At 67.9% G+C, this 13,460-nt stretch carries 12 protein-coding genes and 1 tRNA gene; 6 read left to right on the top strand and 7 right to left on the bottom strand.

Translation table 11 applies throughout. The features are described 5' to 3' along the window. The first annotated feature begins 81 nt into the window (after positions 1-81). From fdxA to ASC79_RS16175, 3 genes are all read left to right on the top strand, one after another. Positions 82-423 (top strand): ferredoxin FdxA, encoded by a 342-nt coding sequence (gene fdxA, locus ASC79_RS16185; RefSeq protein WP_056023631.1) that lies wholly within the window; start codon positions 82-84, stop codon positions 421-423. A 273-nt stretch (positions 424-696) separates the two neighbouring features. Next, entirely contained in the window at positions 697-1,206 is a 510-nt protein-coding gene (locus ASC79_RS16180; RefSeq protein WP_056022218.1) for a CarD family transcriptional regulator, read from the top strand. Between the two features lie 70 nt (positions 1,207-1,276). Beyond that, a complete protein-coding gene (locus tag ASC79_RS16175) occupies positions 1,277-2,116 on the top strand; it encodes an alpha/beta hydrolase (RefSeq protein ID WP_056022227.1) in 840 nt (279 codons plus the stop codon). Here the strand turns inward: ASC79_RS16175 and ASC79_RS16170 are convergent. The 4 genes from ASC79_RS16170 to dctA all read right to left on the bottom strand — a co-directional run bounded on the left by ASC79_RS16170 (position 2,113) and on the right by dctA (position 5,918). After that, a complete protein-coding gene (locus tag ASC79_RS16170) occupies positions 2,113-2,946 on the bottom strand; it encodes a CAP domain-containing protein (protein ID WP_082532168.1) in 834 nt (277 codons plus the stop codon). The two genes, ASC79_RS16175 and ASC79_RS16170, sit on opposite strands and share 4 nt — an antisense overlap. Before the next feature lie 47 nt (positions 2,947-2,993). Beyond that, positions 2,994-3,356, bottom strand: coding sequence for a response regulator (locus ASC79_RS16165; protein ID WP_056022232.1), 363 nt, complete (start codon positions 3,354-3,356; stop codon positions 2,994-2,996). Next, entirely contained in the window at positions 3,353-4,471 is a 1,119-nt protein-coding gene (locus ASC79_RS16160) for a sensor histidine kinase (RefSeq protein ID WP_156378380.1), read from the bottom strand. Before ASC79_RS16160 ends, ASC79_RS16165 begins: the two co-directional genes overlap by 4 nt. Positions 4,472-4,607: 136 nt before the next feature. Then, positions 4,608-5,918: a C4-dicarboxylate transporter DctA gene (dctA, locus tag ASC79_RS16155; RefSeq protein WP_056022244.1), complete on the bottom strand. Its 1,311-nt coding sequence runs from the start codon at positions 5,916-5,918 to the stop codon at positions 4,608-4,610. Positions 5,919-5,978: 60 nt separating this feature from the next. Between dctA and ASC79_RS16150 the strand changes: the two genes are divergently transcribed. Continuing rightward, a tRNA-Arg gene (locus tag ASC79_RS16150) sits at positions 5,979-6,055 on the top strand. Positions 6,056-6,066: 11 nt separating this feature from the next. Here the strand turns inward: ASC79_RS16150 and ASC79_RS16145 are convergent. From ASC79_RS16145 to ASC79_RS16135, 3 genes are all read right to left on the bottom strand, one after another. Next, the gene (locus ASC79_RS16145) at positions 6,067-7,695 is read right to left on the bottom strand and encodes an ABC-F family ATP-binding cassette domain-containing protein (RefSeq protein ID WP_056022245.1); all 1,629 of its coding nucleotides are present in this window, start codon (positions 7,693-7,695) and stop codon (positions 6,067-6,069) included. A gap of 157 nt (positions 7,696-7,852) precedes the next feature. Then, the gene (locus ASC79_RS16140; RefSeq protein ID WP_056022248.1) at positions 7,853-8,800 is read right to left on the bottom strand and encodes a glycerophosphodiester phosphodiesterase family protein; all 948 of its coding nucleotides are present in this window, start codon (positions 8,798-8,800) and stop codon (positions 7,853-7,855) included. Positions 8,801-8,823: 23 nt separating this feature from the next. Next, on the bottom strand, positions 8,824-11,727 hold the full coding sequence (locus ASC79_RS16135; RefSeq protein ID WP_056022251.1) for a TonB-dependent receptor domain-containing protein: 2,904 nt from the start codon (positions 11,725-11,727) through the stop codon (positions 8,824-8,826). A gap of 195 nt (positions 11,728-11,922) precedes the next feature. Here ASC79_RS16135 and ASC79_RS16130 point away from each other — a divergent pair, with 195 nt between their 5' ends. Both ASC79_RS16130 and ASC79_RS16125 read left to right on the top strand, forming a co-directional pair. Continuing rightward, entirely contained in the window at positions 11,923-12,486 is a 564-nt protein-coding gene (locus tag ASC79_RS16130) for an RNA polymerase sigma factor (RefSeq protein WP_156378381.1), read from the top strand. Next, complete coding sequence (locus ASC79_RS16125) at positions 12,483-13,454, top strand: FecR family protein (protein ID WP_056022255.1); 972 nt, start codon at positions 12,483-12,485, stop codon at positions 13,452-13,454. Before ASC79_RS16130 ends, ASC79_RS16125 begins: the two co-directional genes overlap by 4 nt. Positions 13,455-13,460: the final 6 nt, after the last annotated feature.

Genomic DNA, 13,460 nt, shown 5'->3' with positions numbered 1-13,460 from the left:
GCGGGTCACGGCCATTGACTTTGGGCGCCCGGAGCCGGAAAAACCGCCGCCCGATTAGACCGGCCGGAGTTGTACCCCGCGATGACCTACATCGTCATGGATCCTTGCATCAAATGTAAGTTCATGGACTGCGTGGAGGTGTGTCCGGTCGACTGCTTCTATGAAGGCGAGAACTTCCTCGTCATCAATCCGGACGAATGCATCGACTGCGGCGTCTGCGAACCGGAGTGCCCGGTGGACGCGATCAAGCCCGACACCGAGGACGACTCGGATTCCAAGTGGCTGAAGATCAACACCGACTACGCCAAGGTCTGGCCGAACATCACGGTGAAGGGCGAACCGCCCGCCGACCGCGAGGAGTTCGAGCGCGAGACCGGCAAGTTTGAGAAGTACTTCAGCGAAAAGCCCGGCCGCGGCTCCTAAGGGCCGCCCCGGGGGCAAGCCTTTCTTTCGGCTGATTTTTATGATACCTTCCGCGCTGATGAGAGGGTTGCGATCACGCACGCCCCATCAATTTCTGCAGAAGAGCCGTCCCCGGCCAGTGTACGCCGTAACAAGGCGAAGGGTGTCCTAGAGGTCTATTCCGTTCCAACAGGGGTAAGACACCGCGCAGTTTTGCGGATGGTGTCCTTTGCCTTTCTGGGTAGCGGTTAATCCCTCTTAACGGGTGCGGACGAGTCGAAAGGACTTGAGCGAATGAGCAAGAGCGGTCTGGAATTCTCGGTCGGCGATCACGTCGTCTATCCGGCTCATGGCGTGGGCCAGGTACAGGGGATCGAAACCCAGGAAGTCGCCGGCTATTCGCTCGAAGTCTACGTGATCACCTTTGACCACGAGAAGATGACCCTTCGCGTTCCGACCGCGAAGGCCCGCACCGCGGGCCTGCGTTCGCTGGCCGAGGGCAATGTCGTCAGCCAGGCGCTGACCACCCTGAAGGGCCGCGCCCGCGTGAAGCGCACCATGTGGTCGCGTCGCGCCCAGGAATACGAAGCCAAGATCAATTCGGGCGACCTGATCTCGATCGCCGAAGTGGTCCGCGACCTGCACCGCGCCGAGAACCAGCCGGAGCAATCCTATTCTGAGCGCCAGCTCTATGAATCGGCGCTGGACCGCATGGCCCGTGAAGTCGCCGCCATCGAGCGCATCGACCGCGACGCGGCCATCACCATCCTCAACAAGAGCCTGGTGAAGGCGGTGGCGGCCTAACGCCTCCAGCCCATTGCAAGTTCGAAACGCCCGGCCGAAAGGTCGGGCGTTTTCGTATCCGAGGCAGTCCATGCGTGCGCCCATCAGCTATCTCGACCTGCTCGCCCGGCCGCGCGCGCCGGCGGACCTGCGCCTGAGCTACGGCGAGGATCCGCTGCAGTTCGGCGAGCTCTGGCTGCCGGCGGGTGGCAATGGACCCCACCCGCTCGTGGTGATGATCCACGGCGGCTGCTGGCGGGCCGACCTGCCTGGCCTCGAGCTCATGGACTACGCCTGCGCGGACCTGCGCGATCAAGGTCTCGCCGTCTGGAACATCGAGTACCGGCGCATCGGCCATCAGGGCGGCGGCTATCCCGGCACCTTCCTGGATGTCGCCCAGGCGATCGACCACGTCCGCGATCTGGCTGCGCCGCACGGCCTGGATATCGCGCGGGTCGTCTTCAGCGGCCACTCGGCCGGCGGCCACCTGGCGACCTGGGCGCTGGCGCGCCGCCGCCTGCCGCCCGCCAGTCCCCTCTACGCCGCCGATCCGCTGCCCGCCCGCGGCGCCGTTCCCCTGGCCGGGATCATCGACCTGGCCGCCTACCACGCCGAAGGCCCTGACGAGTGCGGCGGCCCCGGTGTCATCGACGCCCTGGTCGGCGCCGACGCGCGCAGCGGCGTCGCCGTCTACGGCGACACCTCGCCGCCCGCTCTGCTGCCGTTGGGCGCGCCGCAGGTGGTGATCTCAGGCGCCCTCGACCACATCGTCCCCAGCGCGTTCGGCGCCGCCTATGGCGCGGCCGCGACGGCGGCCGGCGACACCGTTAAGGTGATCGACTTCCAAGGCGCGGGGCATTTCGAACTGATCGACCCTACGTCGGACGCCTGGCCGCAGATCCGCGCCGAACTGAAGGCGTTGCTGGACTAGACGCGGGCGAAGATCGGGCCCCAGAGGATCTGGTAGCGGCTCCTGTCCACCCGCCGGCGCGGACGCAGCTGATAGACGCCGGGCGGCAACGGGTCGGCGCCCTCGATCCGCGCGCGCGCAGCCGCCTCGTCCGTGGGGTCGGTCAAGGCGAAGCTGTCGAAGTGCGGCGAGACTTGCCGCAGGGCGCTGGAGAGGTCCGCATCCTGCGCCAGCCGGAACGGCAGCGGCGCGCCCAGCGCGCCGTCGGGCCGCGCATAGAGGCCGACCGCGTAAGTCTTCTGCCCCCGCGACACGACCCCGAACCCGACCTGCGCATGGCGCGGCCGCATCAGATTCGACCAGTGCGACTCGCTCTTGCGCCAGATCCCCATCAGCTCGGCCGCGGTGGTCTCGTCGCTGGCCCGGCGATAGGCGATGTTTTCGCTGGCCGAGCCGATCATCCGCCGCGCCAGCAGCCCGACGCGGTGGGTCGGATCGAAGCCCTCGGGCGACAGATGCTCGACATAGCCGCGCCCCGCCAGATCGGCCGCGTGGCTGCGCGCCACCCGGGAAAGCTCGGCGCTCCAGCCCAAGGCAGGCGCCCCGGACCGCACGCGGACAGCGTTGGTCAGGGCCAGCAGTTCGCGCTCGGTCGCGGCGTGGAAAGCCCCGCCGCCGGCGTCGCTCGCACGGGCGCCAAGACGCGCTTCATAGTCCAGCCAGCTGACCTCGGTGAATCCGGGAACGACGCGCGCATGGACCGGCGCCGCTGCAAGACCGCCCAGGCCGGCAAGCACGAGCCGGCGCGAAATCACGCCGGAAACGCCACGGGATGGTGCGCGGTCTTGCATCCTGTTTCCCGCCGAGCCCGCGGGCCCACACACGTCGTTACTCCAGCTCAGGCGATGGCGGCGAAGGCCCGCACCACCGGCAAGAGCTGGTCCTGATCGACCGGCTTCCGGATCAATGGCGTGTCCGGATAGCCGTCGCTCGGCAGGACTCCATAGCCTGTCGCGAAGACGAACGGCACCCCTCGCGCGCGCAACGCCTCGGCCAGGGGGAACACCGTCTCGCCGCCGCCCAGATTGACGTCCAGCACCGCACCGTCCGGCAACGGGTCCTGGCGATCCAGCCAGGCCATGGCCGGGGCCAGCGAGCCGAAGGAGGCGGCGACCTCGCACCCCAAGTCGGCCAGCAGGTCCTCCATCATCATCGCCACCAGGGGCTCGTCCTCGACGAGCACGACGCGCGGACCGGTCATGCCAGCGCCAGACGCGCCGACAGCGGCGCCCGCAGCAAGACCTGGACGCCTTCCGGGTCGAACACGATCTGCGCCTCCCCGCCCAGCTCCCGCGCCATGCCTTGCTCGATCAGGCGCGAGCCGAACCCTCGCCGGTCGGGCGGTGCGACCACAGGTCCGCCGCGCTCGATCCAGCGCAACTCCAGCGCGCCGGGCTCCTCTCGGCGGTCGATATCCCAGGTGACGTCCAGCCGCCCGCCCTCGACGCTGAGCGCGCCGTACTTCATCGCGTTCACCGCCAGCTCATGCACGGTCATGTGCATGGCCACGGCCGTCTCCGGCGCCAGTCCGATCTCCGGCCCAGAGACCGCGATCCGCAGTCCGCCGACGCCGCAGAACGGGGTCAGCGCCTGGCCGACGACGTCGGCAAGCCCGGCGTGTCCCCAATCTCCCTGGGTGAGCAGCTCATGGGCCCGCGCCAGCGCACCGATCCGGCCGTTGAAAGCTTCGACGAAGTGCGCCGGCGACGACGCCCGCCGCAGCGTCTGGTCGGCGATCGACTGCACCGCCGCCAGGGTGTTCTTGCAGCGATGGTCAAGCTCGCTGATCAGCAGCTTGCGCCTCTCCAGGTTCTCCGAGAGCGTGGCGTAGGCCTGGACGTTGGCCAAAGCCGTGGCCGTAGCGCGGGCGATCACCTCCAAAGCGGTCACTTCCTCCGCGGTCGGCTGCCGTTGCTCGGCCCAATAGGCGCCGATGGCGGCCAGCGGGTCCTGCGGGCGCACCGGCGTCATCACCAGGCTGCGGACGAAGGTCGGCCGGTAGGCGTCGTGCGGGATGCGCGGGTCGGCGTAGATGTCTGGGACGACCGCCGTCCGGCCGTTCAGCATCGCCCATCCGGAGATGCATGCGCTCATCGGAAAGCGCAGGCCCTTCCAGAGCGGGGCGACAGCGTCCTCGTCCAGATATGCGCACTCGTCGCCGTCGCGCATCACGAAGGTCACCCCGTCGGCCCCGGACAAGACCCGCGCTCGGGTCCTGACGATGGCGGCGACGTCCTCGACGGTACGAGCCGCCGACAGCGCCTCGATGATCTCCACAAGCGCGAAAGTAAGGTCTCTCGGACCTTGATCCGACATCCCCTCTCGAGCGGCCGCCTCCAACATGGCGTGCTCCCTTGGCGCCCGGCACACTAGCCCTAGGTTGAATCCTGCCTCATCGGCGCCACCTGGCGCAAGTCAATCCCGGGTTGCCGCTCGGGAAAATTCTCCGAGATCAGTCCGCCTCGGCGCGCGCCGCCGTGAGCGGTTCGGCCACGGCATGGTTGGGGCCGCGCTCCAGTTCCAGCGCCAGCTTCTCGCGGTCGAGGTCCCCCTCCCAGCGGGCGATGACGATGGTCGCCACGCCGTTGCCGACCAGGTTGGTCAGGGCGCGGCACTCGCTCATGAACCTGTCGACCCCGACCAGGATGGCCAGCGAGGCGATCGGGATCTGCGGCGCCACCGCCAAGGTGGCGGCCAGGGTGATGAACCCCGCCCCCGTCACGCCGCTGGCGCCCTTCGAGGTCAGCATCGCCACGCCGAGCAGCGTCAGTTCCTGGGTCAGCGTCAGATCGATGTTGGTCGCCTGGGCCAGGAACAGGGTCGCCAGGGTCATGTAGATGTTGGTGCCGTCCAGATTGAACGAATAGCCGGTCGGGATCACCAGGCCGGTCGTGGTCTTGCCCGCGCCCAGGCGCTGCATCTTCTCCATCATCTGCGGCAGCACCGACTCCGACGATGAGGTGCCCAGCACGATCAGCAGCTCCTCGCGGATGTAGCGGAGGAACTTGAAGATCGAGAAGCCCGCGACCAGGGCGATCAGCCCCAGCACGATCAGCACGAACAGCAGCGAGGTCGCATAGAAGGTCGCCACCAGCGCGCCCAGCTTCAGCAGGGCGGCCAGGCCGTACTTGCCGATGGTGAAGCCCATCGCCCCGAAGGCGCCGATCGGGGCCAGCTTCACGATCACCTGGATGATCGAGAAGAACACCTTCGAGACGTCCTCGAGCACGCCGGCGACCTTGTCGCCGAACTCGCCGAGCCGCGAGCAGGCAAAGCCGGTCAGGATGGCGATGACCAGCACCTGCAGCAGCGCCCCGTCGGCGAAGGCGCCGAAGAAGGCGTCCGGGATCAGGCTGAGGATATAGTCAGGCAGGCTGTCGCCGTGCTCGGCCTTCTCGACGTAGCCGGCCGCGATGCTGGGATCGAGCGTGTTGGGGTCGATGTTGAAGCCGCGGCCCGGCTTGACCAGGTTGCCGACCACCAGGCCGATGACCAGCGCCAGGGTCGAGACGACCTCGAAATAGATCAGCGTCTTGGCGCCCAGGCGCCCGAAGGCCTTGATGTCGCTCATCCGGGCGATGCCCGAGACGATGGTGCAGAAGATCACCGGCGCGACCGCCATCTTGATCAGCTTGATGAAGCCGTCGCCCAGCGGTTTCAGCGAAACGCCGAAGTCCGGCCAGATAGCCCCCACGGCGATGCCGAGCGCGATCGCCACGAGGACCTGCACGTAGAGCAGGCGAAACACTTTGAAGAACCCCATACGCCCCTCTATCGCAGCCATTCCCACCGGAACAGCCTTGCGCTATCACCCCCACCGGTCGGCCCGGTAGCTCAGCAGGATAGAGCAGCGCTTTCCTAAAGCGAAGGTCGGGGGTTCGAGTCCCTCCCGGGCCGCCAGCGAAAAACCGCTACCCTCCGGGGTGCAGCCCCGGGGCTTCCTGGCCGGTGCGGGCGACATATTCTGAGTAGCCGCCGCCGTACTGATGAACGCCGTCGGGTGTCAGTTCCAGCACGCGGTTCGACAGGGCCGCCAGGAAATGGCGGTCGTGCGAGACAAACAGCATGGTGCCTTCGAAGTCCGCCAGGGCCGCGACCAGCATCTCCTTGGTCGCCATGTCGAGGTGGTTGGTCGGCTCGTCGAGCACCAGCAGGTTCGGCGGATCGAACAACATCTTGGCCATGACCAGACGCGCCTTCTCGCCGCCGGACAGTACGCGGCAAGGCTTTTCGACATCGTCGCCGGAGAAGCCGAAGCACCCCGCCAGGGTGCGCAGCGCGCCCTGGCCCGCCTGCGGGAAGGAACTGTCCAGAGACTCGAAGATCGTCTCTTCGCCGTCCAGCAGATCCATGGAGTGCTGGGCGAAATAGCCCATCTTGACGCTGGCCCCGATGTTGACGGCGCCCTGGTCGGGCGCGGTGGCGCCGGCCACCAGTTTCAACAGCGTCGACTTGCCGGCGCCGTTGGCGCCAAGCACGCACCAACGCTCCTTGCGGCGCACCAGGAAATCGAGGCCCTCATAGATCAGCTGGTCGCCGTAGCCCTTATGGATGTTGCGCAGGCTGACCACGTCTTCGCCCGACCGCGGCGGACTCCTGAACTCGAACTGGACCGACTGGCGACGGCGCGGCGCCTCGACGCGTTCGATCTTGTCGAGCTTCTTGACCCGGCTCTGGACCTGGGCGGCGTGCGAGGCCCGCGCCTTGAACTTCTCGATGAACTTGATTTCCTTGGCCAGCATGGCCTGCTGGCGCTCGTACTGCGCCTGGCGTTGCTGTTCGCCGAGCGCGCGCTGCTGGTCGTAGAAGTCGAGATCGCCCGAATAGGTGACGAGGTCGCCGCCGTCGATCTCGACCACCTTGCCGATGATGCGGTTCATGAAGGCGCGGTCGTGCGAGGTCATGAGCAGCGCGCCGTCATAGGTCTTGAGGAAGGCCTCGAGCCAGATCAGGCTTTCCAGGTCGAGGTGGTTGCTGGGTTCGTCCAGCAGCATGGCGTCGGGCCGCATGAGCAGGATGCGGGCCAGCGCGACGCGCATCTTCCAGCCGCCCGACAGCAGTCCGACATCGCCGTCCATGCGTTCCTGGCTGAAGCTCAGGCCCGCCAGCACCTCGCGCGCCCGTGCTTCCAGCGCGTAGCCGTCCAGTTCCTGGAAGCGCTCCAGCACCTCGCCGTAGCGTTCCATGACGGCGTCCAGGGCGTCCGCCTGGTCCGGATCGACCATGGCCGCCTCGAGCGTGGCCATTTCGGCGGCCAGGGCGCTGACGGGGCCGACGCCGTCCATAACCGCGGCGACCGCGCTCTGGCCCGCCATCTCACCGACGTCCTGGCTGAAATAGCCGATCCGCATGCCGGGATCGATCGTGACCAGTCCGTCGTCGGGGAGCTCCTGGCCAGTCATCATGCGGAACAGCGTCGTCTTGCCCGCGCCGTTCGGGCCGACAAGCCCGACCTTTTCGCCTTTCTGGACGCCCATCGAGGCTTCGATGAACAGGATTTGGTGGCCGTTCTGCTTGGAGACGTTGTCGAGGCGGATCATGGGGCGGCTGCTACCCGCTGGAGAAGGAGAACGCCAGCCCTACCCTGCGCGTCGAACCGACGCTTCCTGACGAGCCGCCCAAGGGGACGCCTCGCCAGGAAGCTGTGACGCGGACCAAGTCGGGGAGGCTCGATCCGTCGTCAATCTCAAGGCGGCGTTAGCGCGCGACGCCGCAGGCTTGCAGGCGGCGGGCGTAGGTGGGATCGGCCAGCATCGCTTCAGCTGCGGCCAACGGCCGGTTGGAGACGATCAGGCGCGGCCCCTGCTGGGCGAAGGACTGATAGAGCGCCGCGTCCGCGCGGGTGCGGTAGAGCGCATCCGGCGACTGTGCGCTGGCGTAGGTTCCCGACATCACCGTCGCTCCAAGAGCTTCGAGCTCGGGAATGAAGGTCGCGTCGACCTGTCCAGGCCGCACCATGGCCAGCAACTTGCCGTCGACCAGGCCAGCGGCCTTGGCCTTGGCCAATTGCTCGCGGTCGAACACCGGCAGGGCGAGCACGGCGTCCGGCTTGGCGCGGCGCAGCGCCTGGGCCTGCGGGATCGTGTAGGCCAGGAACATGACCCGGCCGGCCGCGCCGGCCTTGTCGACCTCGGCCATGAGCAGGCTGGCGTCGGTCTGCGGCTTGACGTCGAGCAGCAGCAGCACCCGATCCTTGGCGAAGGCCAGCACCTCGGCCAGCGTCTGCGGACTCTGATCGACAGGCTGTCCGGTCGGATCGCGCTGCTTGAGCTTGGCGATGCGCGCCCAAGGCTGTTCGGCGATCACCCCATGGCCAGTGGTGTTCCGATCGAGCACCCCGTCGTGGTTCATGAACAGCACGCCGTCAAAGGTCTGCTGGACGTCGGTCTCGATGAACACGGGGGCCAGCGACGTAGTGAAGTCGAAGGTCACGGTCGAGTTCTCGGGATGCTCGGCCAGCGGGCCGCCCCGGTGGGCGCCGACCAGCGCGACCTCCTGTTCGCGCAGGCAGGACATGAACTGCGGGATTCGGCCGTCGGCGGCCTTGACGATGTCCGCCGAGGTCGGGACCGCCGCCGCGGCGGAGGTCGCAAATCCCAGGACGGCGGCGCTGGCGAGGAGCCCGCGCAGAAGTGCGGTTTTCATTTCGGTCACTGCTTTCACAAGGTTCAGAAGCTGAGGTTCACGCCGACGTAGAAGCGTCGCCCGAGGACGTCGTAGAGCGCCGCGTCGGTGGCCCCCTCCCCGGTCCAGGCCGGCGGCTGGCGATCGGCGAGATTGAGCACGCCGCCGCGGACCTCGACCTGCTCGTTGACGCGATAGCGGCCGCCGAGGTCGAGATAGTGGATGGCCTTCACGCCGGGCGCGGTGGCCACGGCCGCGCCGACATTCGTCGAGTTCTCCATCTTATCGATCCAGCGCCAGCGCAGGTTCAGGCTGGCCGGACCCACTCGCCAATCGAGGCTGGTCGTCGCGCGCCACTCCGGATGGGAGATGGCGTCGGCGCTGATCTGTGCGTTGCCGATGGTGCCGGCGTATTCGACGAAGTCGGCGCCCTGCAGCGTCTGGATGGCGTACTCGCCGGTATAGGAGACCAGCACGTTGAGGCTGAGGTCGCCGAGCCGCTCGCCTAGGCCGAGATCGGCCAGCGCCACCGACCAGTCGCCCTGGAAATCGACGCCCGAGGTGCGGTAGCCGGCCAGGTTCAGCAGCGGCGTCTTGATGGTGGCGAACCCGCCGGACGAACCACGGCTGATCAGCTGGCAGTAGAAGTTCTGCGGGTCATAGGTCGGGTTGGATTCGCCCTGGCCGTTGAAGCAGCGCTGAGTGATGACGTCGCCGGTGACCAGGCCGATCGCGTCGGTGATCTCGATCGCATAGTAGTCCACCGATGCCGAGAACCGCTGCAGCAGCGGGTGGTCGAACTGCGGCCGCCAGACCATGCCGAGCGTGTAGGTGTCGGAGGTCTCTTCCTTGAGGTCGAGGTTGCCGGCGACGTCGGACTGGACGTTGGTCGCGGCGAAGCGGTGATTGTCGACGACGCTCAGGGGCACGCCGGTGGCAATGCAGAGGGCGCGGACCTGGGCGGCGTTCGGGCCGGTGCGGTAGGAGCTGCCGATGTCGCAGGGATCGCCGCGGCCGGCGGAGATGCGGCCGACCGTGGTGCCGCTCTGCTCTGCCGGCTGGAAGAGTTCGCCGACCGAGGGCGCACGGATGGCGCGCTGGTAACCGCCCCGCAGGCGCAGGGCGTCGGTCAGCGCCCACTCGCCGCCGAGCTTGTAGGTGTGGACCCCGCCGACCGTGTCGTAGTCGGAGAAGCGATAGGCGAGATCGAGATTGACCTCCTTGGCCAGCGGCAGGTCGCGCACGACCGGGATCAGCAACTCGACGAAGGCTTCCTTGGTCGAGGTTTCGCCGTGGGTCGGGTTGCTGAGGCTGGTGGCCAGCACCGAGCCGCTGATCCGCTGTGCGTCGGGCGAGAAGTCGTAGCTGTTCTTGCGATAGTTCAGGCCTGCGGCGAACCGAAGGTCGCCCGCCGGCAGCGTCAGGACGCGGCCCTGGACGGTGGCTTCCAGGTTGGTCTGCTCGAACTGCGTCGTCTCGTGCATCTCGCGCAGCAGGTAGTTGAGGCACGAGGCCGAAGGCGCCGCCAGCGCGAGCGGGTCCAGCCCGCCGGTGCAGATGCTGCGCCCACCGTCAGCGGCGTTGACCAGCGACAGGAACGCCGCGCGGTCGATGTAGCCGGCCAGACGCGTGTTCTGCTCGGTGCGTCCGAACGAGGCGTAGGCGTCCCAGCCGCCGTCGATGATCTCAAGGTCGCCGCTCAGGCCGCCAAGAACCTGGGTGACGTTGTAGGTGCTCTCGGCCACGTCAGGCGCATAGCGGCCGGTGTTGAAGTAGAAGAGGATCGGCGCGGTCGGATTGGGCCGGCTGGCGGCGATGGCGCGAACGTCGGCGGACAGGAAGGGATTGGTCACCGGCAGATAGACGTCGCGGGTGATCGCCTGATTGCGCCCATAGCCCGTCTGGTTGGCGGTGTAGTGAGCGTAGTTGAACTGGCCGTAGGTGCGGATGCTGTCCGTCACCTCGTAGGTCACGCGCCCGTACAAGGTTTCGCGCTCAAGCGGCTGCTGCAGCGGAGCGGCCTCGCCCAGCGACACGGAGACCTGTCCGTTGCTGGTGATCACGTAGGGGCCGTCGTCGCCGAAACGATAGTTCATCGGCGGCAGGATCGTGAACAGGGTGCCGTCGGCGTTCCGGCTGAAGGTGGCGTTGCGGGGCACGTTGGCGGTGACGCCGTAGCGCGCGAAGACCGCGTTGAGCGCCGCCTGCGACGGCAGGTTGGCCGCGTCGGCATAGAGCAGACCGCTGGGCAGGACCGGGGTGATGCCGCCGTCCTTGAAGAAGTCGCGGCTGCCGCGGTTGACCCGCTGGCGATCCATGTACGAGGCCGATAGCACCGCGTTGCCGCGGCCGTCCGCAAAATTGCCGCCCATGATCACGCTGAGGTCAAGCACCTCGCCGTCTTCACGCTCGGTCTGCCCGTACTGGGCGTCGAGAGCGAGGCCTTGGAAGTTGTTCTTCAGCTTGAAATTCACGACGCCGGCGATGGCGTCGGAGCCGTAGACCGCCGACGCCCCGCCAGTGATCACCTCGACGTTCTCGACCAGCGAGGCGGAGATGGTGTTGAGATCGATGGCGCCGAGTGGGTCAGAGGGCTGCATGCGACGACCGTCCTGCAGCACCAGCGTGCGTGACGGCCCCAGGCCGCGGAGGTTGGCGTAGGCGCGGCCCGCGCGCGCCTGGCTTGTCGAGGTGCCGCCGGCATTGGCCGCGAACTGGGGCAACTGGTTCAGAGTCGTTTCAATGGAGGTCGGGCCTGAGCGCTGCAGGTTGTCGGCGGTCACCGTCACGATCGGGCTTTCGGCGGTGTAGTCCTTGCGGGCGATCCGCGAGCCGGTGACCACCACTTCCTCGACCTGGTCGGGCTCCGATTGGGCATGGGCGCCCTGGGCCCACAGCAGGGCGATGGCCGAGGCGGCGGCCAGCCGCGCGGCTTTGTTCGAGATCATGAAGACGGTCCCCCTTAACTGGAACGCCCTCGCTGTGAGGGCGCGTCAGAGGGGAAGGACGAAGGCTCCTCGCCGATCCTCACCGGAATTTTTGAAAGTTTCGGCGAGGCAAAAACCGTCACAAATCCATGAAATGAGCCGCACGCACCTGCGCTCGGCCGTGAGCCTGCGCAGGCCGAGTCAGGGGCGGTTTGCGTGGCGTCACTCTCCAGTTCCGAGCCCCATCGCCCCGACGGCGCCTTGCGGTCGGGCGAGCTCTCCAGCGCCTATCGCCGGCCGCTCATGGCCTTCTTCCTGCGCCACACCGACGACCGCGCCGAGGCCGAGGACCTGACCCAGGAGGTGTTCGTCCGGATCCTGAAGGGCGCGCCGTCGGCGCAAGTGCAGGCGCCGGACGCCTTCGTGTTCACGGTCGCCGCCAATCTGCTGCGCGACCGAATGCGGCTGCGGATCGCCAAGCGCACAGACCGGCATGTCAGCCTCGACGTCGACACGAACCAGGACGCCCCCTCCGAACCGCTCAACATCGCAGCCGAAACCGTCTCGGCCGAGCGTGTCCTGATGGACCGCCAGCGTCTGAGGGCGGTGCTCAGGGCTCTGGAGGAACTGCCGCCGCGGACACGGGACATCTTCGTTCTGGCGCGGCTCGATAAACTCAAGCACGCGGAGATCGCCTCGCGAATGGGGATCTCCGTCAGCGCGGTGGAGAAGAACCTGGTTCGCGCCGTCGCCCATCTCGCCCGGCGGTTCGGCCCATGACGCATTTCGTATCTTGCATCCCGGGCGACGCCCCGAACGAAACGGCCGCCGCCGCCTGGCTCGCCAGAGCGGAAGCCGGCTGGACGCCGGACCACGAAACCGCCTTCCAGGGCTGGCTTGCCTCCGCGCCCGAGCATCGGGAAGCCTACGAGCGCGTCTGCGCTTCGATGGACTTTCTGGACGCGCACCAGGACGATCCCGAATTGGCGGCGCTGAGGCGACGTACGGCCGAACGTACGCGGCCCTGGCGCCGAGGCCTCGTGGCCGGCGCGCTGGCGGCAAGTCTGGCGGTGGTGATCGGCGCCGTCGCCTACCAGGCCGCACCGGCGAAACTGGAGACCTTCGAGACAGGTCCAGCCATGCGCAGGATCACGCTCGACGACGGCTCGCAGGTGACGCTCGACGCGCGCACGCAATTGGAGGTCCGGCTCGGCCGCAAGTCCCGGGAGCTGGAGCTCGTCCGGGGACAGGCCAGCTTCGACGTCGCCCACGACCGGGCCCGGCCGTTCGCCGTCCGCCTGGGACGGCAGGTGGTGGTCGCCACCGGCACGGCGTTCAACCTCGATCAGGGGCCCGATGCGTCGGTGGTGACCCTGGTCGAAGGCGCGGTAGAGGTTCGCAGCGCCGCTGACGACAAGCTCCTCGCGCGCCTGTCCCCCGGCGATCAGTACGCCGCGCGCAACGGCCAAGCCCAGGTCGCCCGGGCCGATCCGAGCGCGGCCCTCGCCTGGCGCACGGGCAAGCTGATCTTCGACGACGCGAGCCTGAGCGAAGCGGCCGAGCGCGTCGGCCGGTACGCGAGCCGCCCGATCCGCGTGGCCCCTGAACTGCGCGACCTTCGGGTCAGCGGGGCGTTCGACGCCGGTGATCAGCCCGCCTTCGTCCGCGCCGTGGAGGCCTACCTGCCGGTGCAGGCGACGACTGCGCCCGACGGCGCGGTGGAATTGCGACCGCGTCCGGCCTCATGACCTGAG

The organism is Phenylobacterium sp. Root1290 (assembly GCF_001425305.1).
In the GTDB taxonomy this organism is placed as follows: domain Bacteria; phylum Pseudomonadota; class Alphaproteobacteria; order Caulobacterales; family Caulobacteraceae; genus Phenylobacterium.
Note: the sequence above shows the minus strand (reverse complement) of the source record. Positions and strands in the feature narration are given on the sequence as shown.

Bases quoted from the DNA above. Each gene is read 5' to 3' on its own strand.
- dctA (WP_056022244.1), bottom strand. From the start codon at position 5,918: ATGGGGTTCTTCAAAGTGTTTCGCCTGCTCTACGTGCAGGTCCTCGTG.
- ASC79_RS16125 (WP_056022255.1), top strand. From the start codon at position 12,483: ATGACGCATTTCGTATCTTGCATCCCGGGCGACGCCCCGAACGAAACG.
- ASC79_RS16145 (WP_056022245.1), bottom strand. From the start codon at position 7,695: ATGATCCGCCTCGACAACGTCTCCAAGCAGAACGGCCACCAAATCCTG.
- ASC79_RS16180 (WP_056022218.1), top strand. From the start codon at position 697: ATGAGCAAGAGCGGTCTGGAATTCTCGGTCGGCGATCACGTCGTCTAT.
- ASC79_RS16140 (WP_056022248.1), bottom strand. From the start codon at position 8,800: ATGAAAACCGCACTTCTGCGCGGGCTCCTCGCCAGCGCCGCCGTCCTG.
- ASC79_RS16175 (WP_056022227.1), top strand. From the start codon at position 1,277: ATGCGTGCGCCCATCAGCTATCTCGACCTGCTCGCCCGGCCGCGCGCG.
- ASC79_RS16170 (WP_082532168.1), bottom strand. From the start codon at position 2,946: ATGCAAGACCGCGCACCATCCCGTGGCGTTTCCGGCGTGATTTCGCGC.
- ASC79_RS16135 (WP_056022251.1), bottom strand. From the start codon at position 11,727: ATGATCTCGAACAAAGCCGCGCGGCTGGCCGCCGCCTCGGCCATCGCC.
- fdxA (WP_056023631.1), top strand. From the start codon at position 82: ATGACCTACATCGTCATGGATCCTTGCATCAAATGTAAGTTCATGGAC.
- ASC79_RS16165 (WP_056022232.1), bottom strand. From the start codon at position 3,356: ATGACCGGTCCGCGCGTCGTGCTCGTCGAGGACGAGCCCCTGGTGGCG.
- ASC79_RS16160 (WP_156378380.1), bottom strand. From the start codon at position 4,471: ATGTCGGATCAAGGTCCGAGAGACCTTACTTTCGCGCTTGTGGAGATC.